We start from the raw sequence: 20780 nt of genomic DNA, 5'->3' as shown, positions 1-20780 counted from the left end.
GACCTGCCGGCGAACCGGCGTCCAGCCGCACCGGGCGCTGCCGGCACCCGGCGGCGGGGTCTGCCCGCGCCCCGCGTGTCGGCCGCATCCCGCTGCGGCAAGATGAGGGCATGCCCACCCTGCGTCTCGCCCTGTGCCAGGTCAACCCCAGCGTCGGCGACATCAGCGGCAACGCCGAGCACGTCCGCGCCTGGACCCGCCGGGCCGCCGACGCCGGTGCCCAGCTGGTCCTGTTCCCGGAGATGATGTTGACCGGCTACCCGGTGGAGGACCTGGTCTTCCGGCGGTCCTTCGTCGCCGCGTCGAAGGCGGCGCTCGACCGGCTCGCCGCCGACCTGGCCGCGGACGGGCTGGGCGAGCTGCCGGTCGTCGTCGGCTACCTCGACGCCGACGGCCCGCCGCAGGTCAGCGGGGACGCCGAGCCGGGTCGGGGGGCCCGCAACGCGGCCGCGCTGCTGCACCGGGGCGAGGTGGTGGCCCGCTACTTCAAGCACCACCTGCCCAACTACGGCGTCTTCGACGAGGACCGCTACTTCGTGCCCGGCGGCATGCTCACCGTGGTCCGCCTCGGCGGGGTGGACGTGGCGCTCACCATCTGCGAGGACCTGTGGCAGGCCGGCGGCCCGTTCGCCGCCGCCCGGCAGGTCGGGGTCGGGCTGGTGGTCAACATCAACGGCTCGCCGTACGAGCTGAACAAGGACGACATCCGGCTGCCACTGGTCCGTCGCCGGGCCGCCGAGGCCGGGGCCACCATCGCGTACGTCAACATGATCGGCGGCCAGGACGAGCTGGTCTTCGAGGGCGATTCGATGATCGTCGCGGCGGACGGGACGCTGCTGACCCGGGCGCCGCAGTTCGTCGAGCACCTGCTCGTGCACGACGTGGCGCTGCCCGAGGCGACCGAGCGCGGCGCACACCCGGCGGCGGGCGAGACGGACGGCGTGGAACTCGCCGACGGGTTGCGGGTGGTGCGCCGCACCGTCGACAGCATCCCGCCGGCGCCGACCGGCCCGGCGGCTGCCGGCGGGGTCATCGAGCCGGTCGCCGACGAGGCCGAGGTGTGGCAGGCGTTGGTGCTCGGGCTGCGCGACTACGTCGACAAGAACCGCTTCCCCTCGGTGGTGCTCGGGCTGTCCGGCGGCATCGACTCGGCGGTCGTCGCGGCCATCGCGGTGGACGCGCTCGGCGCCGACCGGGTGGTCGGGGTCTCCCTGCCCAGCCAGCACTCCTCCGAGCACAGCCGGGAGGACGCGGCCGACCTGGCCAAGCGCACCGGGCTGGACTACCGGATCGAGCCGATCCAGCCGATGGTGGACACCTTCCTGGCGAACATGTCGCTGTCCGGAATAGCGGTGGAGAACCTCCAGGCCCGGGTACGCGGCGTGATCCTGATGGCGCTGTCGAACCAGGAGGGCCACCTGGTGCTCACCACCGGCAACAAGAGCGAGCTGGCGGTCGGCTACTCGACCCTCTACGGCGACTCGGTCGGTGGTTTCAACCCGATCAAGGACGTCTGGAAGACGCTGGTCTGGCGGCTGGCCAAGTGGCGCAACGCGGAGGCGGCCCGGCTGGGCGGGACGCCGCCGATCCCGGAGAACTCGATCGGCAAGCCACCGAGCGCCGAGCTGAGCCCGGGGCAGCTGGACAGCGACACGCTGCCCGACTACGACGTACTCGACCCGATCCTGATCGGCTACATCGACGGCGACCTGGGCCGCGAGGGCCTGGTGGCCTCCGGTCACACCCCGGCGATGGTGGACAAGGTGCTGCGGATGGTGGATACCGCCGAGTACAAGCGCCGGCAGTCCGCGCCCGGCACGAAGATCTCGATGAAGGCGTTCGGGCGGGACCGGCGGTTGCCGATCACCAACCGGTGGCGGGAGCACGGCTGACCCGTACCCGAGTGACATCCTCCACTGCGCTCTGCCGCGACCAGGGCCGCCGGTGCGACGATCGCGGGGAACCCGGGGACCGCATACGCGGCCTCGAGGAAGGGAGACAGTCATGGTGGAATCCACCCCGGCCGAGGTGACCGCCCTCTACGGCGGTCCGGCGACCCGGCGGGTCCGTACCCGCGACCTGATCGCCGCCAAGGAGCGTGGCGAGAAGTGGCCGATGCTCACCTCGTACGACCAGTACACGGCCTCGATCTTCGACGCCGCCGGCATCCCGGTGCTGCTGGTCGGCGACTCGGCGGCGAACAACGTCTTCGGCTACGAGACGACCCTGCCGGTGACCGCCGAGGAACTGCTGCCGCTGGTCCGGGCGGTCGTCCGGGCCACCCGGCAGGCGCTCGTCGTCGGCGACCTGCCGTTCGGCTCGTACGAGGAGGGGCCGACCCAGGCGCTGCGCACCGCCGTCCGGTTCATGAAGGAGGGCGGCTGCCACGCGGTGAAGCTGGAGGGCGGTCGGCGCTGCGCCGACCAGATCGCCGCCATCGTCGGCGCCGGCATCCCGGTGATGGCGCACATCGGGTTCACCCCGCAGAGCGAGCACACGCTCGGCGGCTACCGGGTGCAGGGCCGCGGTGACGCCGCCGAGGAGGTGGTCGCCGACGCCCGGGCGGTGGCCGAGGCGGGCGCCTTCGCGGTGGTGCTGGAGATGGTCCCCGGCGAGGTCGCCAAGCGGATCACGGCCGAACTGCCGATTCCGACGGTGGGCATCGGCGCCGGCCCGGAGACCGACGCCCAGGTACTCGTCTGGCAGGACATGGCCGGTCTGCGTACCGGCCGGGCGCCGCGCTTCGTGAAGCGCTACGCCGATCTGGCCGACGTGCTGGGCGAGGCGACCCGCCGCTTCGCCGACGAGGTCCGCGACAGCCGCTTCCCCACCGCCGAACACACCTTCTGAGTACGCCGGGCGACTCGACCGCCCGACGCCGGGGCCGAGGTGCGGCCGGTTGCGACCGCATCTCGGCTCGGGATTCTCCCGGTCTCGGTCAGCGCCGGACCTTCAGCCACACGGTGGGTACCGGTGCCGACGCGGTGCTGACCTGATCCAGCGGAACGTGGGCGCCGCCGGGGCGATGGAACAGTCGCACGCCGTCCCCCAGCAGCACCGGCGCGATGAACACGAGGATCTCGTCGAGCAGGCCCGCCGCCAGGCACTGGGCCGCGACGTCCGCGCCGAGGACGTTGACGTACCGGTCGCCGGCGGCTTCCTTGGCCGCGGCCAGCCCGCCGGTCAGGTCGTCGACGAAGACGACGCCGGGCACGGGGGTGGCGGGCGGTTGGTGGGTGAGCACGAACTGCGGGCCGGTCCAGGCGCCGCCGAAGGCACCTGCCTTGTCGGTGTCGCGGTTCGGGTCGTCGCCGTGAAAGGTGCGGGCACCGACGAACAGCGCGCCGATCTTCCCCACGAGATCGTCGGCCACCGGGTTGGCACCGCCGAGATGCTCGGTCAGCCAGGACATGTCACCGCCGGGACCGGCGATGAACCCGTCGAGTGACATGGTTGCGGAGTACAGAACCTTGGTCATGGTTGTTCAGACGGTATCTGGCGGAGAAGCTCATCGGCGACTCCCACCACGACTTCTTCCGACCCTTCCGGAGGTGTCCCGACAGCGGCTCAGAGGTCGGTGACGCGGACGCCGGCGTGTGCCTTGTAGCGCTTGTTGATGGCGATCAGGTTGGCGGTGAACGCCTCGATCTGGTGGGCGTTGCGCAGCCGGCCGGCGTAGACGCCCCGCATGCCGGAGATGCGGGCGGCGAGCGCGCCGACGATGCCGACCAACTCCCGCTCCTCGGTGCAGATCAGCACGTCGAGCTCGATCCGGTCGATCTCCGGGTCGGCCAGCAGCGGGGCGCTGACGTGGTTGAACGCCGCGCAGACGCGGGAGTCGGGCAGCAGCGCGGCGGCCTGCTGGACGGCGCTGCCCTCGGGCACGGGCAGCGGGTACGGGCCCTGCTTGTCGAAGCCGAGCGGGTTGACGCAATCGACCACGATCTTGCCGGCGAGTGGTTCGGCGAGGGCGGCGACCGTGGCGGCGTGTCCGTCCCAGGGCACCGCGATGATCACTACGTCGCTACGGCGGGCCACCTCGTCGTTGGCGGCACCGGTGACGCTGCCGCCGGTCGGCACGCCGGGCAGCGCGGCGATTTCCGCGGCCGACTGCGCGGCCCGCTCGGCGGAACGGGAGCCGATCAGCACGGCCTGACCGGCCCGGGCGAACCGGTAGGCGAGCCCTCGGCCCTGGTCACCGGTGCCGCCGATGATGCCGACGGTGAGCCCGGACACATCGGGCAGCGTGCTCGCGTCGTATGCCATGGTCGTCATCCTCGCAAATCCACCGGCCCGGCAGCAGCGACTGGCAATGTGACAAACCCCGCTGCGGACTCCGCCGAGGGGTGCCGCGACGGGCTCAGGCGAGTTCGAAGCCGACCGAGCGGGCGACCGGGTCGGCGGCGACCAGGCGGACCCGCACCCGCGTACCCAGCGGCAGCTCGCCGACACAGCGGGCGCGTACCGGCGGGTCGTCCAGGGCGACGGTGCCACCGGGTGGGCGACCGGGGCGGGCCTTGCCGTTCGACGGCGCGTCCACGTCCAGCACGGCGGCGTCGAACGTCTCGCCGACCCGGTGCTCCAGCAGTACCGCCTCGGCCAGGTCGATGGCGCCCCGGCTGGCCGCCGACGCGGTGCGATCCGTCGACGCCATCACCGCGGGCAGCCGGGGCAGCGCCGCGCGGGCCCAGTCGGGCACCTCCCGGCCGTCGTGCAGGGCGAGGCAGACCTCCGTGGCGTACCGGTCGGCCAGTCGCCGCAACGGCGCCGTGACATGGGCGTACGCGGCCGCTACCCCGCCGTGCGCCGGCTGCCCGGGCAACTCGCCGTCGAAGGCGGTGTACGCGGCCGACCGCATCAGCTCGGCCGCCTGGTCGACGAAGGCCGCGGCCCGGGGCTGGGCCGGGTCCAGCCCGACCAGCAGCTCACCGACGCCCACGCCGTCCGGCCAGTGCACTCCCAGCGGGGCCGCCGCCGCGCGCAGCCGCTGCACCGCCTCGGGTTTGGGCGGTGGCATGGTCCGCAACAGGCCGACCCCGCCGGCCAGCATCAGATCCGCGGCGGCCATCCCGGTGAGCAGGGAGATCTGCGCGTTGTGTTCCTCCATCGGCACCGGCGCCCGCAGCACGAGCCGCCAGCCGTCGCCGTCGGCCTCCACGTCCTGCTCGGGAATCGGCAGGTTGATCGCGCCTCGGTGGAGTCCTCGGGCGGTGAGCAGGGCACCGATCTGGGGCAGCAGCGCGATCGGCTCCGGCAACCGACCCGCGTCGGCGTCGGCCTGCACCCCGGCGTAGTCCAGCTTGGCCCGGCTGCGGACCAGTGCACGTTCCACCATCACGGCGACGGTGCCGCCGTCGGCGTCCAGGTCGATGGTCCACAGCACGGCCGCCCGGTCGACGTCGGGCAGCAGGCTCGCCGCCCCCTCGCCGAGGATGTGCGGGTGCAGCGGCACGTTGCCGTCGGGCAGGTAGACGGTCTGCCCGCGCCGCCAGGTCTCCTCCTCCAGTGCACCACCCGGGCGTACGTGCGCGGCGACGTCGGCTATCGCGTACCGCACCCGGAAGCCGCCACCGGCTCGGCGGGTGAGGTGCATCGCCTGGTCCAGGTCCCGCGAGCCGGGCGGGTCGACCGTAACCAGCGGGATGTCCCTACGATCGGCGGCCGGCCGGGGCGGCGCGGCGGCGGCCTGCTCGGCCTCCCGCAGCGCCGCCTCCGGAAAGACCTCGGGCAGGCCCAACTCGCGGCGCAACGCACCGAAGTCGATGCGGGGCGCGAGGACGCGTCGGATGACCATCCGTCAATCCTGACAGCGCGCCGCACCCGCCGCCCTCCACCGACCGACGGTCGTCGGGCGTACGCCGGGTCAGCCGGCCGCCTTCCGCGCGGTGCCGGCCCGCCCCGTCGACGCCGTACGCGTGGTCGCCTTACGTGCGGTCGCCGTGCGCGCGGTCGCCGTCCGCGCGGGAGCCTTGGCGGCGGTGGTCTTCTTCGCCGTGGTGCTCGCCCTGGTGGTGGCCTTTCGCGCGGGGGCCTTCTTCGCCGCCGCCGTCGCAGTCGTCTTCTTGGGCGCGGTCGTCTTTCTCGCCGCGGTCGTCTTCTTCGCCGCGGTCGTCTTCTTCGCCGCGGTCGTCTTCGGCGCCGTCTTCGCCGCAGCCGTCTTCTTCGGCGCGGTCGTTTTCTTCGCCGCGGTCTTCTTCGGCGCGGCCGTCTTTGCCGTGATACCCGCCCTGGTCGTGGCCTTACGCGCGGGCGTCGTCGCCGTCGTCCGACGGGCGCCCGTCGCGGGCCGGGTCGCCGCCGCCGTCGTGGCCCGCTTGGCCGGGGCGGTCTTCCGCGCCGCGGCCACCTTGCCCGCGGGGGCCTTCTTGGCCGCCGCCTTCTTCGCGGGTGCCTGCTTCGCCGCGGTCTTCCGGGCCCCGGTCGTCACCGAGGTGGTCTTGCGCGCCGTGGTCGTCCGAGCCGCCGCCGTGGTCTTCTTCGCGGGCGCCTTGCGCGCGCCCGGCCCAGCCTTCGCCGCCGTAGCGCCGGCCTTCGCCGGAGCCCTCTTCGCCGCCGCCGTCTTCGCCGGAGCCTTCTTCGCCGCCGTCGCCTTCGCTGTCGCCGTCTTCGCCGGAGCCCTCTTCGCCGCCGTCACCTTCGCCGCCGTCGCCTTCGCGGGGGCCTTCTTCGCCGCCGTCGTCTTCGCCGTCGCCGTCTTCGCTGCGGTCGTCTTCGCCGTCGCCGTCTTCGCTGCGGTCGTCTTCGCCGTCGCCGTCTTCGCTGCGGTCGTCTTCGCCGTCGTCCGACGGGCACCGGTCGCGGGCCGGGTCGCCGCCGTCGTCGTGGCCCGCTTGGCCGGGGCGGTCTTCCGCGCGGGCGAGGTCGCCTTCGTCGCCGGAGCCTTGGCGGCACTGCTCTTCGACGCCGGGGCCCGCCCGGCACCGCCGGAGGCAGTTCGGGCCGCCGGCGCGGTGCCGTTCGCGCGGCGGGTGGACGGGGTGCGGGTGAGGCCCGCAGTGCGTTCCGTCGCCGCGGTTCTCCTCGCGGGCGTACGCTTCGCGGCCGGGCGGGTGGCCTGTTGTGCTTCGGCCATCTCGGTTCCCTCCTTGGGGACGTGCCACCGCCCTCGCGGCGCACGCTGTGCCTCGACGCGGGAGGCGTCCCGCATCGTCTACCTGCTGTCCTCCCCGGCCCAGCGGGCGTCCTCGGCCTCCCACGCTTCGTTGCGCTCCCGCACCTGCTGCAGGGCGTTCTCCGCGTCGGAGGCTGAGGCGTACGGTCCGAGAACATGCCGGGCAGGGCATACGTCGGCATCGGTCTCGACCCGGTGATGTCGCGTACACCAGTAGTAGTGCCCACGTCCGCTGTCGCTCATGGCATCACTGTGCACCGGGAGACGACCGCCCGCCACCGGAACACCGCAAGTCGCCAGGCTTTTCCACAGTAGACGTGCAGGCCACCTGGCGTGCAGAAACGGCAAAACCAGCAGCCGAACGGCCGCAGCGGCGCCGACCATGTCGTCGACCTCGGCCCCGAACCTGGCGGCGGGCGACGCGAGCCGGCGAACCCGACGGGCTAAGGTCGCCGGGTGGGCGTACCGGAATACATCCTGCGAATGCGCAAACACGTCGGCCATGACCTGCTCTGGCTGCCCAGCGTAAGCGCGGTCGTACGCAACGACGCGGGCGAGCTGCTGCTCGGCCAGCGCGCCGACGACGGTCGGTGGTCGGTGGTGAGCGGCTGCGTCGAGCCGGGCGAGCAGCCGGCCAGCGCGGTCGTACGGGAGGTGTTGGAGGAGACCGGGCTGGAGGTCGAGCCGCTGCGGCTGAGCAGTGCGCTGTCGCACCCGCACACGTACCCCAACGGGGACCGCTGCGAATACCTCAACCTCGGCTTCCACTGCCGGTTGCTGGGCGGTGAAATGCGGGTCAACGACGACGAGTCGTTGGACGTCCGGTGGTTCCCGCCGGGCCGGCTGCCCGACCTGGACGAGCATGCCCGGCTGGTCATCCGGCACGCCCTCGGCGCGGAGCCGTCGGCGTTCTTCCTGCCGGCCGGGACGCTGTGGGGCGAGCCCGGCGAGCTCGAGCATGGTTGAGCCGCTACGGCGGTACCTGACCGAACTGGTCGCGGTCGCGGGCGACGTGCTCGGCGACGAGATGTGCGGGGCGTACGCGGCGGGGTCGGTGGGGTTGGCGGCGTACCAACCCGGACGCAGCGACGTGGACGTGGCGCTGGTCTGCGCCGGCCCGCTGGACCTGGCAGTCGCTCGCGAGTTGGTGGCGCGGCTGCGACACGAGGCGCTGCCCTGCCCGGCCCGGGGTCTGGAGCTGGTCGTGTACCGCCGGGAGGTGGCCCGCTCCGGCACCCCCGAACCGGGCTTCGAGGTCGAGCTGAACACCGGCGCGCGAATGGACTTCCGGGCCACGTACGGCCCGGCCGGGCGGCCACCCGCGGACGGCCTGTTCTGGTACGGCCTGGACCGCAGCATCCTGTACCAGAGCGGGCAGACCCTGCTCGGCCCACCCGCCGCGCACGCCTTTGCCGACCTGGCCCCGGACGACCTGCGCCGGCTGGTGCTGGACGCGCTGCGCTGGTGGCTGGACCGGCCGGTCCCGCCCGGCGACGTGCCCGCGCCCGGCGCGGAGGACGCCGTGCTCGGTGCCTGCCGCTCCTGGGTCCGGCTGCGCCACGGGGTGTGGCTGCCCAAGGTGGCCGCCGGCCGGCGGCTGCTGGCCGAGGCCGGACCGCTGGTCGACGCCGCCACCACCGACCTGGTCGAGCAGTCCATCGCCGCCCGGGACGGTGGCATGTCGCCCAGCGGCCCGCAGGCCCGCGCCTTCCAGCGGCGGGTACTCGCCGGCCTCTCCGGCACATCGGCCTGACCGCTCGCGCCTGACCTACCCACCGCCCTGACTGGTGCCGAGCGGGCTGCCCGACGGCGCCGGTTCGTCAGGCCGGGACCGGTTCCACCGGGATCCACAGCTCGGCGTCCGCGTGACTGCCGTCCGCCGACACCCGGGTACGCGAGATCTCCGGCCCCGGGCGGGAACGGTACGGGTTGGACGGGAACCACTGAGTGAACACGTCCCGCCACAGGTACTGCACCGCCTCGGGGAACGCCCCCGAGGTCTCGAAGACCGCCCAGGTCCCCGCCGGCACCGGCAACACGTCCAGGTCGCCGGGCACCTCGGCGCCGGTCACCACGCCGTACCAGTAGTCCAGCTCGGTGCCCTCCTCACGGTTGCCGGTCAGGCCGTCGCTGACGTTGACGATCCCCGGCGGTTCCTGGTCGGACAACGCCTCGATCCGGTCCCGGGTCGCCGGCTCGATGCCCTTGACGAAGGCCACGATCGCGGGGTTCATGCCCTCGTGCACCAGCGGCACCCGGGCCTTGCGGCCGGCAAGCCGGAACGACTCCTTCTGCACGATGCGGTATCGCATGCTGCTGCTCCCTTCCACGGTGAGTCGGAAGGACATCCGGGGCTGGGCACGCAACGCGGCCCCGGTACGCCGGGCCTCGCCGGGACCGACCCCGTGCACGGCCTTGAACGCCCGGGCGAACGCCTCGGCCGAGCCGTACCCCCAGCGGACCGCGACGTCGAGCAGCGTCCGCTCCCCCGCGACCACCTCCGCGCCCGCGACGGTGAGCCGGCGGCGACGCACGTACTCGGACAGCGGGATGCCGGCCAACGCGGAGAACAGCCGCCGGAAGTGGTACTCCGACGTGAGCGCGATCCGCGCCAGCTCGGCCGCGTCGACCGGCTCGTCGAGGTGCCGCTCGATGTGGTCCATGGCCTGATTGAGCCGCTCCAGCATCCGGATCTCCTTCCCTTGCGGCACCCAAGCTATGGCTTCGCCGACCCCGCCGACCCGACAAACTGTGCCCGGCGCGGTCGCACCGGCAGCCGCACTCGGTTGACGCGAGCCGAACGTCGAGTGCAACGGCGGCTGCCCGGGCGGCGGAAGTCGTCCTCAAGTGGGCAGGAAGCCCAGGTCGCAGGGGAGGCAGGTACCAGACCGAACCGGCACAGACACATCCGCCGCAGCGACGATCTCCCCGGCCCGGAGGTCACCCTGCGTGGCCCGCTCAGCCCGTTCTGCCTGCACAGGGTGCGGATGGGACGTTGCGTGTGCAACTCTCGTCCGAGATTTCTTCACCGGGGCGGACGGGGGTCCCCTGCGAAGACCCATGCGCTGGCATGGGCAGATACGTCAGTCGACCCTGGAGGCAACGTGGCCAACCTTGACGCCGCTCTGAAGGACGCCATGACCATCGACGGCGCGATCGGCGTCGCGCTCGTCGACTACACCAGCGGAATGACCCTCGGCGTAGCCGGCGGCACCCCGGAGATCGACCTGACCATCGCCGCGGCCGGCAACACCGACGTGGTACGCGCCAAGATGCGCACCATCGAGATGCTGAAGCTGAACGATGACATCGAGGACATGCTGATCACCCTCGGCGGCCAGTACCACATCATCCGGCCGCTCACCGGATCCAACGGCAAGGGGTTGTTCCTCTACCTGATGCTCAGCAAGACCCGGTCCAACCTGGCACTCGCCCGACACCAGCTGCGCACCATCGAGGAGCAGCTGGAACTGTGAGCACCGGCGACACCTTCCTGCCCCGCCGTACCGCACAGCGGCCGGACCTCCCACCGCCGCCCAAGCTCCCGCCGTCGCTGGCCGGCAACCCGTCGCTGCCGTACCCGGCGATCGGCAGCGAGTTGGCCGAGCTACGCCTACAGATCCCCGGGGTGCACGGAAGCGTCCTCGGCGGGGTCGACGGCCTGCGCATCACCCACGACGCACCGGCCGGGATGGACCCCGACGACCTGGCCGCGATGGCGGCGGCGACCTTCGGCCTCGGCCGGCAGGTCAGCCTCCGCCTCGGCCACGGCGAGTTCCGCCAGTCCACCGTCCGCAACCAGTCCGGCTACTTCGCCGTGTACGCGGTCGGCCCGCAGGCCCTGCTCTCCGTGGTCGGCCACGACGCCATCAACGTGGCCCGACTGCACATGTACGCCCCACCGGTAGCCGAACGCCTCGCCAAACTCCTCGCCCAGGCCTGACGCCGCCCTGACCAGGCGGCAGTCGCGCACGTCACCGGCGCCACAAACCCGGGCTCACCGCCATCACGTACGCCACGCGGCGGCCCGCGTGTTCCTCGCTACGCGATGGCGGTGAGCCCGCCGCGCACCTGCCACAGCCAGCGCCAGCCGTCCGATGTCATAGGCGACGGACGAGTCGACCTGTACGCCGGATTTTGTGCGCGACGCGTACCCCGAGGGGTTTGCGCCGGCGGCGGCCATCCATCTCGGCCTACCGTCGCCGGCAGGCTCGTGCGGCCTACCCGCAGACATCGGGCGGGCCGCCCTCAAGCGTCTGCGCGGGTCGTCATCTTGCGGTGACGGCCCTTTCTTGGCCTTGCTCCGGGTGGGGTTTACCGAGCCACCCCGGTCACCCGGGGTGCTGGTGGGCTCTTACCCCACCGTTTCACCCTTACCGTCCCCGATGGGGCCGGCGGTCTGTTTTCTGTGGCACTGTCCCGCGGGTCACCCCGGGTTGCCGTTAGCAACCACCCTGCCCTGTGGAGTCCGGACGTTCCTCGGCGGCGGGCCGCAGCCCGCCGACGCGACCGCCCGGTCGACTCGTCCGTCGCTCACACATCCTAACGACACCGGGTCAGCCGCTATTGCCGTGCCCGGCCCGGCTGTGACACGGATGGTCGGACCGGCCGGCGTCGGGACGAGCGGAATAATGGCCGGGTGACGCTGCCACCGTTTCCTGAGTCCACGGTCCCGGCCGCCGGGCGGGCCGAGGTGTTCCTGCGCTACCTCGACTACTTCCGGGAAAGCGTGCTGGCGAAGGTCTCCACGTTGGCCGAGGACGAGCAGCGGCGCAGCCGGTTGCCTTCCGGCTGGACCCCGCTGGAGTTGCTCAAGCACCTCCGCTACGTCGAACTGCGCTGGATCGAGTGGGGTTTCCAGGGGCGCGACGTCGGAGACCCCTGGGGTGATCGGCGCGGGGAGCGGTGGTATGTCGCGCCGGAGGAGAGCTGTGCGGCGCTGACAGCCGCGTTGCGTGCGCAGGGCGCGCACACCCGCACGGTGGTCGAGAGCAGCGACCTGGCGACGCGTGGAGCGCCTGGGCCGCGATGGAACGGCGCGGACCCGGCGCCGCTTGAGCGGGTGCTGTTCCACCTGGTCCAGGAGTATGCCCGCCATCTCGGGCAGCTCGACATCGTGGCGGAGCTGGCCGGCGGCGTGGTCGGGGAGTAGGCCGAGGCTTGGGGCACCCTCCCGGGCCGACGGCGGCGCGGGTCGGGGGTACTAGCCTTCCGGGTCATGGATCTTGCCGACGCCGTGTTGCTGCTCGCCGCTGGGCTGGCCGCAGGCACGGTCAACGCGGTGGCCGGGGGTGGTTCGCTGATCACGTTCCCGGCGCTGCTCGCCGTCGGGCTACCGCCGGTGCCGGCGAACGTCAGCAACTCGGTGGCGATCTTCCCCGGGTACGGCGCCGCCGTGGCGGGCAGCCGGGTGGATCTGCCCCGGGGCCGGCTGCTGATCACGCTGGTGCCCACCACCATCGTGGGCGCGTTGGCCGGGGCCGCGCTGCTGCTGGTCACCCCAGCTCGGGCGTTCGAGGTGGTCGTACCCTTTCTGGTGCTCGGGGCAACCGCGGTCCTGGCGTTCCAGGATCCGCTGCGCCGGCTGGTCGGCCACCCGCGCGACCTGCCACCGCGCCGCCGGGCCGTCACGCTCCAGGCCATGGTGGCGCTGGCCGCGGTGTACGGCGGCTACTTCGGCGCCGCCGTCGGGGTGATGCTGGTTGCCGGCCTGGCCCTGGTGCTGGACGCGACGCTGGCCCGGGTGAGCGCGGTCAAGAATCTGCTCTCCGCCGTGATCGGCCTGACCACGGTGGTCGTCTTCGCGATCGCCGGCCCGGTGAACTGGGCGGCGGTCGCGCTGATCGCGCCGGCCACGCTGGTCGGCGGGTACGCCGGTGCCCGGCTGGTCCGCCGGCTGCCGCCGGTGATCCTGAAAGCCGTCATCGTGCTCTTCGGCACCACCATCGGCCTCTACCTGCTCTGGCGTGCGTTCCGCTGACCGCGGCGCCGCCATCACGCTCCGGGCTCGCCCGCCCGCTTCGGCTCACGAGCGTGTTAGAAAGGGGCCCCTATACAACGCCAGGCGTTAATAAGGTGCCCTTCCTTACACCTGGGCGAGGTGGGCGGTGTCGTTGATCGAGCGGACCGCGACGCCGCCGTCGGGCCAGCGGTCCAGCACCGAGATGCCGGCCGCATCGAGGTAGAGCCGGTGCAGGAAGGCGTCGCTGGCAGCGAGCGCGTCGCGCAGGATCAGCTTGATCGGCGAGACGTGCGAGACCACCACGACGGTCTGACCGGGGTACGCCCCGAGCAGCCGCTCGACCGCCCGTCCGCACCGGTCGGCGACCTGCGCGAACGACTCGCCGTCCGGCGGGGCGACCCGGGTGGCGGCGAGCCAGGCGTCGAGCTCGCCGGCCCAGCGCTCGCGTACCTCGGCGAAGGTACGCCCCTCCCAGGCACCGAAGTCGCACTCGATCAGGTCGTCGTCGCGGCGTACCGGGACGTCGCCGAGCGCGGCGGCGATCGCCTCGGCGGTCGCCGTACACCTGGACAGCGGCGAGCTGATCACGGCGGTGGCGTTCGGGGCGAGCGCGGCGACCCGGGCGGCGGTGGCCCGCACCTGGGCCCGGCCCGCCCCGGTGAGCGCGATGTCGCCGCGGCCGGAGTAGCGGCCCTGCTCGGTGTACTCGGTCTCGCCGTGCCGGACCAGGATCAGCCGGGTCGCGGTGAAGCTCGGTCGGGGCTCCCAGGAGACCGGGGCGGTGGTCAGGTCGGCACCCGGCGTCTCGGCCCGGGCGGCGACCTCCGCCGCGCCTCCGCCGGCCGGCTCCGGGCCACCCAGCCGGCGCGGTGGCTCGACCACGCGCGGCGGCGCGACGGTGGGCGTGGCGACGCCCGACGCGGCGGCGGCGTCCATGGCGGCGTTGGCCAGGGCGTCGGCGTGGGTGTTGCGGTCCCGGGGGATCCAGTTGAACCGGACCGCGGCGAACCGGCCGACCAGTTGCGCCGCCTGGGCGGCGAGCGGGCGCAGACCGGGGTGCTTGATCTGCCAACGGCCGCTCATCTGCTCGACCACGAGCTTTGAGTCCATCCGGACCTCGACCTCGCTGGCGCCCAGCTCGGCGGCGGCGGCCAGGCCGGCGATCAGCCCCTGGTACTCGGCGACGTTGTTGGTCGCGGTGCCGATCGCCTCGCTGCGTTCGGCCAGCACCGCACCGGTCGCCGGGTCGCGGAGCACCGCGCCGTACCCGGCCGGGCCGGGGTTGCCCCGGGACCCACCGTCGGCCTCGACCAGGACGGTACGCGGCGCCACCGGGTTACAGCCCGGACTCGTTGGTGCGGACCATGATCCGGCGGCAGTCCTCGCAGCGGACCACCTCGTCGGCGTCGGCCTTGCGGATGCGGGCCAGGTCGGCGCCGGAGAGTTCCAGCCGGCACCCGCCGCAGCGGCCGGCGGCGAGCAGCGCGGCACCGAGCCCGGTGTCGGTGCGGATCCGGTCGTAGAGCTGCACCAGGTCGGCGGGCAGGTCGTTGGCGAGGGGCTGCCGGGCGGAGCGCTTGAACTCCTCCTCCCGGCCGATCTCGGCGAGGCTGTCGTCCCGCCGCTGCTCGGTGCCGGCCCGCCGCTCGCGCGCCTCGGCCAGCCGCTGCTCCACGCCGTCCAGCACCGACTGGGCGGTCTCCCGCTGCTCCATCAGCTCCAGCTCGGCGTCCTCCAGGTCGCTCTGCCTCCGGTTGAGCGAGACCAGCTCGTGCTGGAGCGCCTCCAGTTCGCGGGCCGGGCCGGTGCCGGCGGCGAGCCGGTTCTCGTCCTTGACCTTGCGCGCCCGCACCTGGTCGACGTCCTTCTCCATCCGGGCGATGTCCCGGTCCAGGTCGTCGACCGCCACCTGGGCACGGACCCGCTCGTCCTCCAGGGCGGACAGCTCCCGGGCGAGGGCCTCCAGTTCGGCGCGCTCGGGCAGCGACCGCCGCCGGTGGGCGAGCTGGGCGAGGGCGGTGTCGATCGCCTGGAGGTCGAGCAGGCGGCGCTGGACCTGGGGGTCAGCCTTCACGGTCGGGACTCCTTGTCGTCCGCTGCGGGTTCACCCGCGGCGGCTGAGGCGGCGTGTACGGTCCACGGGTCGGTGTCCAGGTCGGACACCAGCGTCTCGACGCCCGGCGCGGCCCGCAGTACCGCGGCCAGGTCGTCCAGCCAGGGCCGCTCGGTGGCCCAGTGGGTCGCGTCGAGCAGCGCCGGCCCGTCGGTGGCGAGATGCTCGCCGGCCGGGTGGTGGCGCAGGTCGGCGGTGAGGTACGCGTCCACCCCGGCGGCGGTCGCGTCGGCCAGGAAACTGTCCCCGGCGCCACCGCAGACGGCCAGCGTACGCACGGTCCGGTTCGGGTCGCCGGCGGCGCGTACCCCGACGGCGGTGGCCGGCAGCACGCCGGCGGCGTGCCGGGCCAGCTCGGCCAGGGTCATCGGCTCCGGCAGTCGGCCGATCCGGCCGGCGCCCCGGCCCTCGCCGGCGGCGGGCGTACCCGGTCGGGACGGTTGCAGCGGACGCAGATCGACCAGTCCGAGCCGGTCGGCGAGGGCGTCGGAAACCCCGGGAACGGCCACGTCGGCGTTGGTGTGCGCGACGTACAACGCCACGTCGGCCTTGATCAGCTGGTGGATGATCCGGCCCTTGTACGTCGTCGGTGCCACCGAGGAGACGCCACGCAGCAGCAACGGGTGGTGGGCAATGATCATGTCGGCGCCGGCGGCGAGAGCTTCGTCGACCGTCTCGGGGACCACGTCGACGACGCAGAGGACCCGGCGTACCGGGGCGAAGGGCTCGCCGAGCACCAGCCCGACCCGGTCCCACTCCTCGGCCCAGGCCGGCGGATAGCGCCGCTCCAGCTCGGCCACCACGTCGGCGACGGTCGGCATGGCTGCGGTTGTGCTCACGGCGGGCCAGCTTACCGGCGTCGGCGGCACTGCGGGACGTCACCTGGCCGACCCCGGGGCAGCACCTGGGCGCCCCCGGCACGAAGCCCGGGCCGCGGCAGCCGCCACGGCCCGGGTCGAAGGGTTCCGGCAACCGGAGCTGAGGTGTCGACAGGGGCCCCTTCTACCAGGGGAGGCGTTGGCAAGGGGCCCCTCCTTTCACCCGGTCCGGCAGAGCCGGTCGCGGACGGCGGTCAGCGGCAGGGCCCAGGGGAAGGCATGCTGATACCGCTCCCCCGTCCCGGGTGGGTGCAGCGGAAATATGTCGTCGCCGAAGAGCACGCTCACCCCCCACTCGGCGAGCCGGTCGATGCCCGCCCGGAAGGCCGGGTGGGCCGCCATCGCCGAGTTGGTGTACGGCACGGCCACCAGTGGTAATCCCCGGCCCTGCGCCTCGACCAGCAGCCCGAGGGCGAGCGTGTCCGCGATGCCGGCCACCCATTTGTTGACCGTGTTGACCGTGGCCGGGCAGACAATCATGGCGTCGGCGGGCGGCAGCACGTCCGGGTCGCCGGGGTTCTTGTAGTGCGTACGTACCGGGTGGCCGGTCTGGCGGGCCAACGCCGTCCGGTCGACGAACTTCGCGCCGTCCGGCGTGGTGATCACGCAGACGTCCCACCCGTCCTGCTGGGCCAGCTCGACGAGCCGGCCGACGTCTCGGGCCAGCGGTGAGCCGCAGGCGATGATGTAGAGCACCTCGCGGTGCCCGTCATGGCGGTGCGAACCGGTCATGCCGGCTCCGAAGTCATACTCCTACTCCCATGTGCTCAGCCAACTCTGCGATCAGAGAAGGCGGCGCACCCCGTGTGCGACGCAGGACGTCCGACATCACCTCGTGGGCGATCGGCCGGCAGCGGATCTCGGACGGGGCCAGCCGGTCACCGCGCAGCAGCATCTCGCCGGCGTTGGCCACGTCGCCGATCTGCGCGAAGCCCCGGGAGAGGTCGAGCAGGTGGTGTGCCCGGCGCTCGGGCAGCATCGCGTCGAACGGCGCGTCCTGGATCTTCTGGCGGTGCACCTCGACCGCCCGACCGCCGTCGCCCAGCTCGACGGCCGCCGCCGCGCGGTGCAGTTCCACGTTCGTCGGCCCGAACGACGTCCAGTAGTGGTTCTGGTCGCTGCCGAGCTCGGCCGCCGCTGCCTGGGCGCCGTCGAGCAGGTCCTCCACCGTGGCGGTGTCGCCGATCCGGGAGGCGGCCATCGCGCCCTGCAACAGCAGCATCCCGTAGACCGAGACCCGTTCCGGGCGGGTGTCGTTGCCGCCGCCGGGGGCGAGCCGGTTGGCGATGGCGACGTTCAGCTCCAACGCGGGCCGGGCCCGCCCCATCGCGACCAGCGCGTTGCAGACCCGGGTGGTGGCGATGCCGGCGAGCAGCTGGTCGCCGGCGCGCTGGGCGACCGCGATGGACCGGTCGGCGGCGAGCCAGGCGAGGTCGCACTCACCCAACTTGCGCAGCACCGAGGAGGCGATCTGGTAGACCTGCCCGAGCAGTTGGGCGGCCCGCTGCCCCTGGTCACCGCCGCCGTACGCGGCGTCGGCCGCCTGGGCGTCGCGCAGCAGCTTCGGCAGCGCCCGGGTCAGCATCCCGTAGCGGCCGTACTGGTAGGTCAGCCAGGCGTGGGTGACGGCCTTGCCGATGTCGTTCAGCGGCGGCGGGTACGGCGCCGCGTCGAAGTACGCGCTGATCGAGTCGTACCGTTCCAGGGCGGCCCGGATCTCCTCGACCTCGACCTGGTCGATGCAGTTCAGCGTGTCGGTACGCCGCTCCGGATCCTTGCCGAGCAGCAGCTGCACGTCCACCTGGAGGATGTCGGCGATCTCGTAGAGCACGGAGAACTTGTCCAGCCGGCGCACACCGCGCTCGATTTTGTCGACCCAGCTCTTCGATTTGCCCAACCGGTCGGCGAAGACCTGCTGCGACATCTTCCGCCGCCCCCGCCAGTAGGCCACCCGTCGACCTATGGGTAGTTCGTCCATCCCCAGTCCTCCCCTTGCTGGAGCCCTGGCCCAGGTGCCGGGGGCCGATCCGCGGGCGTGCCGATCCGTCCGTATCTCAGGTTTCCGCTGGTCGCACAAGTTGTACGTCAGCCGTACGGCCAGTCCTCTTAGCTTTCGTGCAAGTTGCATCGGCCACTTTGTCAAAGCAACGAGCGCGGGCCACGGCAGTGACGGTGCTCGACATACGAGCTGGCGCCGATCCGGGCCCGGCGAGGGGAGATGGCACCAATGTGGGGGAATGTCGGACCACGCGTGGCACATCTGTCGCCATTGGAGCGGGTACGACTGCGCCGGGTCGCGGTGCGGTACGCGATGCGCGGCTGGGAGGTGACCCCCGGTGCCTGCCTGGCCCGCAGCCGTTTCGTCTGCGGGCGGGCCGGCTGTCCGACGGTCGGCTGCCATCCGGCTCTCGAGGACTGGGAGCAGGCGGCCAGCGCCGACCCGGCCCGGGTGGCCACCTGGTGGCGGTCCCGTCCGCACGGCGTACTGCTGCCCACCGGCCGTTCCTTCGACGTGCTGGAGGTCCCCGCCCACCTGGGCCGGCCGGTGCTGGACGCGGTACGGACGCACCCCGCCGGCCCCGGCGTACGCGGCCCGGTGCTGATCACCCCGACCGGTCGCTGGATGTTCCTGGTCCGCCCGGGCGACCCGCTGCGACCCGAACTGGAGCACTGTTTCCACGTGGTGCGGCACGGGCCCGGCTCGTGGGTGCCGGCACCGCCCACCCGGCTGCCCGAGGGGCAGGTCCGCTGGGCGGTGGCACCGGAACAGGCCCGGTGGCAGCTACCGGACTCCTACCTGCTGCAGAACACGCTGGTCGACGCGCTGCGCGCGGCCGGGATCACGCTGACTTCGGCGCTGGTCCCCGGTCACCTCCCGCTGCCCCGCCGGGGTCGCTGACCCGCCGGTGGGCGGCGGCGAGGTCGGCACCGACCTGGCAGCGACGCCCGACGGCGGGCGCTCGTTGAGCACCACGACGGCGCACCCGCGCCGGGAGCGGGGATCCGATGTCCACGGACGACACCACGCACCACCCGGGCGGAGCCGAGCCGCCTCGGCAGCACCGCCCTGGCCGCCGGTGGGCCGCCACCCGACCGCCGGGCTCCCGGCCCGGACGCCCCCGGCCGCCCGGCTCCCGCCCGGCGACCACCCACCGGCCGACCCGCTGGACCTGAGCCACCCGCAGGCGAACGGACCGGGCTACCGGTCAGTTCGGGTACGTACCTCGCGAGCAGGATGTTCGGAAACCGGCTGCCCGGACGGGACATTCCCGCCCGGCTGGCCCGTTCGTCCACACGGCCAAACATAAGCCCCGCTCAGCCGCCGCCAGCGCCCGCCGGACCCGGTTCCGCGCCCGGCTGGCCAAAGTAGCAACAGCATGAGCGCGTGAGTCCGCGCCGCAGTGGGTATTCCGCCGCACCGTTGCTGAACGCGTGAGGGGAAGGCACATGCTCAGCAAAGAGGATCAGCGCAGATTTGACCAGATCACCCGCCACCTGAGGGAGAGCGACCCGGCATTTTTCGCCCGGCTCGACCAGCGGGCCCGGGTCCGGCGCGGCCGGTGGCTGCTGTTGTTGACCATCCTGCTGTGGGCGTCGCTGCCGGCGGCCACCGTACTCATCGGGCGGCCGGCCGGGGCGATCTGCGCCGTACTGCTGCTGGCCAACTCGGCGCTCATGTGGCGGTTCCGCCACCGCTGGCTGTGACGCCCGGCACGCCGGGACCCACCGCCAGGGGCTTCGACTCAGGGGCTAGCGCCCGAGCAGCCGGTAGGCGTGGCGCAACCGCTCGGCCAGGCCCGGCCCGCCGATCGCCGGTGCGGGCGCGCCGAGCTGGCGCAACAGCAGATCCGGCCGGCTGGTCAGGCTGGGCGGACGGTCCGGCAGTGGCACGGGCGGTAGCCAGAACCGGTCCACCGCATCGGCCAGCGGCGCGGTGGGCAGGTCGGCGAGCGCCCGCGCGGCTCCGGCCGCCGGGACGGTCGCACCGGGCTGACCGGCCGGCTGGGCGCCGGACGCTTCGCCGTCGGCGGCACCGGGCGGGTGCCCGGTCGGCGAGCCGGAGCCGACGCCGTGTGGCGGCGCCGACGAGCCGGTGGAACGCAGCTCGCGTAGCCGGTCGAGCAGTTCGGCCCGGCCCCGCCCGCGCCAGTGCAGCAGCGCGAACGGGTCCGCGTCGAACGCCTCGGCGAGCAGGTAGAAACTTGCCGCGAGATGTTTGCAGGGCACCGCGACGTCCGGGCACGAGCAGCGCTGCTCCAGCTCGGTCACCGCGGCGGGGAACAGCGGTGCCCCGGCGGCGGCGAACAGCTCCTCCAGCTCGGCCGGCAGGTCGCCGGCGAGCAGCCGGGCGCTGAAGAACGCCTGGGCGGCCAGCTCCGCCTCGATCCGCGTCCAGAGGGCCGCCGGGAACGGCGGCAGTGCGATGTGGACCTGGTACGGCCGGGCCCGCGAGCCCTGCACGACCGCGCTCACCACACCGGGGGCGACGTCGAGGCTGAGCACCTGGCCGGCGCGGGCGTACGACCGGCCTCGGGTCAACCGGGTGCCGAGCGCGAACGACTCCAGCACCTCCAGGAACCGCCGGGACCACCAGGACACGCCGATCGCACCGCGGGCGCTGCGGGCCCGTAGCCCACCGTCGACCCGGCGGGGTGGACCGTACTCGGCGAACCGGCCGCGGTGCGATCGGCGTGTCCTGGTGGTCCCGGCGGTTCC

19 protein-coding genes, 1 other RNA gene and 2 pseudogenes are annotated in these 20780 nt (G+C 73.2%); 11 read left to right on the top strand and 11 right to left on the bottom strand.

Annotation, left to right across the window (positions count from 1 at the left end):
* The first annotated feature begins 110 nt into the window (after nt 1-110).
* Together C1I95_RS09350 and panB are read left to right on the top strand one after the other, a co-directional pair.
* Nucleotides 111-1892 carry an NAD+ synthase gene (locus tag C1I95_RS09350; RefSeq protein WP_111213396.1) on the top strand — a complete coding sequence of 594 codons (1782 nt, stop codon included), beginning with the start codon at nt 111-113 and terminating at the stop codon, nt 1890-1892.
* Between the two features lie 112 nt (nt 1893-2004).
* Entirely contained in the window at nt 2005-2850 is an 846-nt protein-coding gene (panB, locus tag C1I95_RS09345; RefSeq protein ID WP_111213395.1) for a 3-methyl-2-oxobutanoate hydroxymethyltransferase, read from the top strand.
* An 88-nt stretch (nt 2851-2938) separates the two neighbouring features.
* Here panB and C1I95_RS09340 read toward each other — a convergent pair whose 3' ends face one another.
* The 3 genes from C1I95_RS09340 to C1I95_RS09330 form a co-directional block, all read right to left on the bottom strand.
* Nucleotides 2939-3478 carry a dihydrofolate reductase family protein gene (locus tag C1I95_RS09340; protein ID WP_111213394.1) on the bottom strand — a complete coding sequence of 180 codons (540 nt, stop codon included), beginning with the start codon at nt 3476-3478 and terminating at the stop codon, nt 2939-2941.
* 89 nt (nt 3479-3567) lie between these two features.
* Nucleotides 3568-4266 carry an NADPH-dependent F420 reductase gene (gene npdG, locus C1I95_RS09335; RefSeq protein ID WP_111213407.1) on the bottom strand — a complete coding sequence of 233 codons (699 nt, stop codon included), beginning with the start codon at nt 4264-4266 and terminating at the stop codon, nt 3568-3570.
* 94 nt (nt 4267-4360) lie between these two features.
* A complete protein-coding gene (locus C1I95_RS09330) occupies nt 4361-5794 on the bottom strand; it encodes an RNB domain-containing ribonuclease (RefSeq protein ID WP_111213393.1) in 1434 nt (477 codons plus the stop codon).
* Nucleotides 5795-5915: 121 nt separating this feature from the next.
* On the opposite strand from C1I95_RS09330, the gene C1I95_RS35745 reads away from it, so the two are divergent.
* The 3 genes from C1I95_RS35745 to C1I95_RS09310 all read left to right on the top strand — a co-directional run bounded on the left by C1I95_RS35745 (nt 5916) and on the right by C1I95_RS09310 (nt 8864).
* Nucleotides 5916-7310: a hypothetical protein gene (locus C1I95_RS35745; protein WP_199523661.1), complete on the top strand. Its 1395-nt coding sequence runs from the start codon at nt 5916-5918 to the stop codon at nt 7308-7310.
* Between the two features lie 257 nt (nt 7311-7567).
* Nucleotides 7568-8077 carry an NUDIX hydrolase gene (locus tag C1I95_RS09315; protein ID WP_111213392.1) on the top strand — a complete coding sequence of 170 codons (510 nt, stop codon included), beginning with the start codon at nt 7568-7570 and terminating at the stop codon, nt 8075-8077.
* Complete coding sequence (locus C1I95_RS09310; RefSeq protein ID WP_111213391.1) at nt 8070-8864, top strand: nucleotidyltransferase domain-containing protein; 795 nt, start codon at nt 8070-8072, stop codon at nt 8862-8864. The genes C1I95_RS09315 and C1I95_RS09310 overlap by 8 nt, the downstream gene beginning before the upstream one ends.
* Before the next feature lie 67 nt (nt 8865-8931).
* Here the strand turns inward: C1I95_RS09310 and C1I95_RS09305 are convergent, their stop codons facing one another.
* Complete coding sequence (locus C1I95_RS09305; protein WP_111213405.1) at nt 8932-9798, bottom strand: AraC family transcriptional regulator; 867 nt, start codon at nt 9796-9798, stop codon at nt 8932-8934.
* A 417-nt stretch (nt 9799-10215) separates the two neighbouring features.
* On the opposite strand from C1I95_RS09305, the gene C1I95_RS09300 reads away from it, so the two are divergent.
* Both C1I95_RS09300 and C1I95_RS09295 read left to right on the top strand, forming a co-directional pair.
* Nucleotides 10216-10587 (top strand): roadblock/LC7 domain-containing protein, encoded by a 372-nt coding sequence (locus C1I95_RS09300; RefSeq protein WP_111213390.1) that lies wholly within the window; start codon nt 10216-10218, stop codon nt 10585-10587.
* Nucleotides 10584-11054 (top strand): roadblock/LC7 domain-containing protein, encoded by a 471-nt coding sequence (locus C1I95_RS09295; RefSeq protein ID WP_111213389.1) that lies wholly within the window; start codon nt 10584-10586, stop codon nt 11052-11054. Before C1I95_RS09300 ends, C1I95_RS09295 begins: the two co-directional genes overlap by 4 nt.
* 167 nt (nt 11055-11221) lie before the next feature.
* On the opposite strand, the gene rnpB is transcribed toward C1I95_RS09295, so the two are convergent.
* An RNA gene (gene rnpB, locus C1I95_RS09290) (RNase P RNA component class A) lies at nt 11222-11636 on the bottom strand.
* A gap of 114 nt (nt 11637-11750) precedes the next feature.
* Here rnpB and C1I95_RS09285 point away from each other — a divergent pair.
* Nucleotides 11751-12263, top strand: coding sequence for a mycothiol transferase (locus C1I95_RS09285; protein ID WP_111213388.1), 513 nt, complete (start codon nt 11751-11753; stop codon nt 12261-12263).
* 66 nt (nt 12264-12329) lie between these two features.
* Nucleotides 12330-13091: a sulfite exporter TauE/SafE family protein gene (locus tag C1I95_RS09280; protein ID WP_111213387.1), complete on the top strand. Its 762-nt coding sequence runs from the start codon at nt 12330-12332 to the stop codon at nt 13089-13091.
* Nucleotides 13092-13196: 105 nt separating this feature from the next.
* Here C1I95_RS09280 and C1I95_RS09275 read toward each other — a convergent pair whose 3' ends face one another.
* The 5 genes and pseudogenes from C1I95_RS09275 to C1I95_RS09255 form a co-directional block, all read right to left on the bottom strand.
* On the bottom strand, nt 13197-14405 hold the full coding sequence (locus C1I95_RS09275) for a bifunctional RNase H/acid phosphatase (protein ID WP_111213386.1): 1209 nt from the start codon (nt 14403-14405) through the stop codon (nt 13197-13199).
* A gap of 4 nt (nt 14406-14409) precedes the next feature.
* Nucleotides 14410-15147 (bottom strand): zinc ribbon domain-containing protein, encoded by a 738-nt coding sequence (locus tag C1I95_RS09270; protein WP_111213385.1) that lies wholly within the window; start codon nt 15145-15147, stop codon nt 14410-14412.
* Nucleotides 15137-16007, bottom strand: a pseudogene (locus tag C1I95_RS09265) (Nif3-like dinuclear metal center hexameric protein). The gene C1I95_RS09270 and the pseudogene C1I95_RS09265 overlap by 11 nt, the downstream one beginning before the upstream one ends.
* 216 nt (nt 16008-16223) lie before the next feature.
* Entirely contained in the window at nt 16224-16796 is a 573-nt protein-coding gene (locus tag C1I95_RS09260) for a flavoprotein (RefSeq protein ID WP_111213383.1), read from the bottom strand.
* A 13-nt stretch (nt 16797-16809) separates the two neighbouring features.
* On the bottom strand, nt 16810-18042 hold the full coding sequence (locus tag C1I95_RS09255; RefSeq protein WP_111213382.1) for a helix-turn-helix domain-containing protein: 1233 nt from the start codon (nt 18040-18042) through the stop codon (nt 16810-16812).
* Between the two features lie 249 nt (nt 18043-18291).
* Between C1I95_RS09255 and C1I95_RS09250 the strand changes: the two genes are divergently transcribed.
* Together C1I95_RS09250 and C1I95_RS09245 are read left to right on the top strand one after the other, a co-directional pair.
* Nucleotides 18292-18963, top strand: a complete 672-nt coding sequence (locus C1I95_RS09250) for a bifunctional DNA primase/polymerase (RefSeq protein ID WP_111213381.1) — start codon at nt 18292-18294, stop codon at nt 18961-18963.
* A gap of 548 nt (nt 18964-19511) precedes the next feature.
* Nucleotides 19512-19769: a DUF3040 domain-containing protein gene (locus tag C1I95_RS09245; RefSeq protein WP_111213380.1), complete on the top strand. Its 258-nt coding sequence runs from the start codon at nt 19512-19514 to the stop codon at nt 19767-19769.
* A 393-nt stretch (nt 19770-20162) separates the two neighbouring features.
* Here the strand turns inward: C1I95_RS09245 and C1I95_RS37310 are convergent.
* Nucleotides 20163-20780: pseudogene (locus C1I95_RS37310) on the bottom strand (SWIM zinc finger family protein); the annotation flags it as partial.

It is taken from the genome of Micromonospora craterilacus (assembly GCF_003236315.1).
In the GTDB taxonomy this organism is placed as follows: Bacteria; Actinomycetota; Actinomycetes; order Mycobacteriales; family Micromonosporaceae; genus Micromonospora; species Micromonospora craterilacus.
This window is presented reverse-complemented; position numbering and strand designations above follow the sequence as displayed.

Coding starts and splice junctions, on each gene's coding strand:
- C1I95_RS09350 (WP_111213396.1), top strand. CDS start 111: ATGCCCACCCTGCGTCTCGCCCTGTGCCAGGTCAACCCCAGCGTCGGC.
- panB (WP_111213395.1), top strand. CDS start 2,005: ATGGTGGAATCCACCCCGGCCGAGGTGACCGCCCTCTACGGCGGTCCG.
- C1I95_RS09340 (WP_111213394.1), bottom strand. CDS start 3,478: ATGACCAAGGTTCTGTACTCCGCAACCATGTCACTCGACGGGTTCATC.
- npdG (WP_111213407.1), bottom strand. CDS start 4,266: ATGGCATACGACGCGAGCACGCTGCCCGATGTGTCCGGGCTCACCGTC.
- C1I95_RS09330 (WP_111213393.1), bottom strand. CDS start 5,794: ATGGTCATCCGACGCGTCCTCGCGCCCCGCATCGACTTCGGTGCGTTG.
- C1I95_RS09310 (WP_111213391.1), top strand. CDS start 8,070: ATGGTTGAGCCGCTACGGCGGTACCTGACCGAACTGGTCGCGGTCGCG.
- C1I95_RS09305 (WP_111213405.1), bottom strand. CDS start 9,798: ATGCTGGAGCGGCTCAATCAGGCCATGGACCACATCGAGCGGCACCTC.
- C1I95_RS09280 (WP_111213387.1), top strand. CDS start 12,330: ATGGATCTTGCCGACGCCGTGTTGCTGCTCGCCGCTGGGCTGGCCGCA.
- C1I95_RS09260 (WP_111213383.1), bottom strand. CDS start 16,796: ATGACCGGTTCGCACCGCCATGACGGGCACCGCGAGGTGCTCTACATC.
- C1I95_RS09255 (WP_111213382.1), bottom strand. CDS start 18,042: ATGGACGAACTACCCATAGGTCGACGGGTGGCCTACTGGCGGGGGCGG.
- C1I95_RS09250 (WP_111213381.1), top strand. CDS start 18,292: ATGTGGGGGAATGTCGGACCACGCGTGGCACATCTGTCGCCATTGGAG.
- C1I95_RS09245 (WP_111213380.1), top strand. CDS start 19,512: ATGCTCAGCAAAGAGGATCAGCGCAGATTTGACCAGATCACCCGCCAC.